Origin of the sequence: Gottschalkia purinilytica, from assembly GCF_001190785.1 — a bacterium.
Classification (GTDB): Bacteria; Bacillota; Clostridia; order Tissierellales; family Gottschalkiaceae; genus Gottschalkia_A; species Gottschalkia_A purinilytica.
In genome coordinates this window covers 1-635 of the sequence record NZ_LGSS01000069.1, presented here as the reverse complement: position 1 = coordinate 635, position 635 = coordinate 1, and the positions used below count along the sequence as shown (strand labels likewise).

Genomic DNA, 635 nt, shown 5'->3' with positions numbered 1-635 from the left:
TTTTGTAATATACCTGGTAAATTTGCTACGTATTCAGGTCTTACAGTTATTCCAAGACCAAGACCTATAGATACAGCTATTATTAGAAGATTACGGTTAGTTAATTTTACTCTACTTAAAGTTTTTATTCCAGAGGCTGCAACAATACCAAACATAACTATTCCAGCTCCACCTAGTACAGGGTTAGGCATTATAGCTATTAAAGTACTAAGTTTAGGGAATATTCCAAGTATACCTAATATAACACCTGCTACAATAACAACATATCTACTAGCAATTTTAGTTAAAGGAATTAAACCAACGTTTTGACTAAATGATGTATTAGGTCCAGCTCCAAAGAAACCAGCTATAAAACTTCCAACACCGTCAGCTAAAACACCATCAGCAACTTCTTTATTTGATAGAGGTTTTTCACTAGCTTCTCCAACTGCAATTAAAACTCCTACAGTTTCAATGGTTGTAACTAAGTATGCAGGCAGAAATGAAATTAAAGCACCTATATCAAACTTAACACCATATTTGAATATTTGAGGCATAGAGAACCAACTAGCATCAGCAACAGCTTTAAGATCAAGCATACCTAAAGGATAACATATAATATAACCTATAACTATACCAATAAGAACAGAAGCACT

At 33.4% G+C, this 635-nt stretch carries 1 protein-coding gene; it reads right to left on the bottom strand.

Annotated elements, in window-relative coordinates; translation table 11 throughout:
• Positions 1 to 635 (bottom strand): solute carrier family 23 protein (locus CLPU_RS16405; RefSeq protein ID WP_200898661.1); only part of this gene is annotated, 635 nt, incomplete at both ends.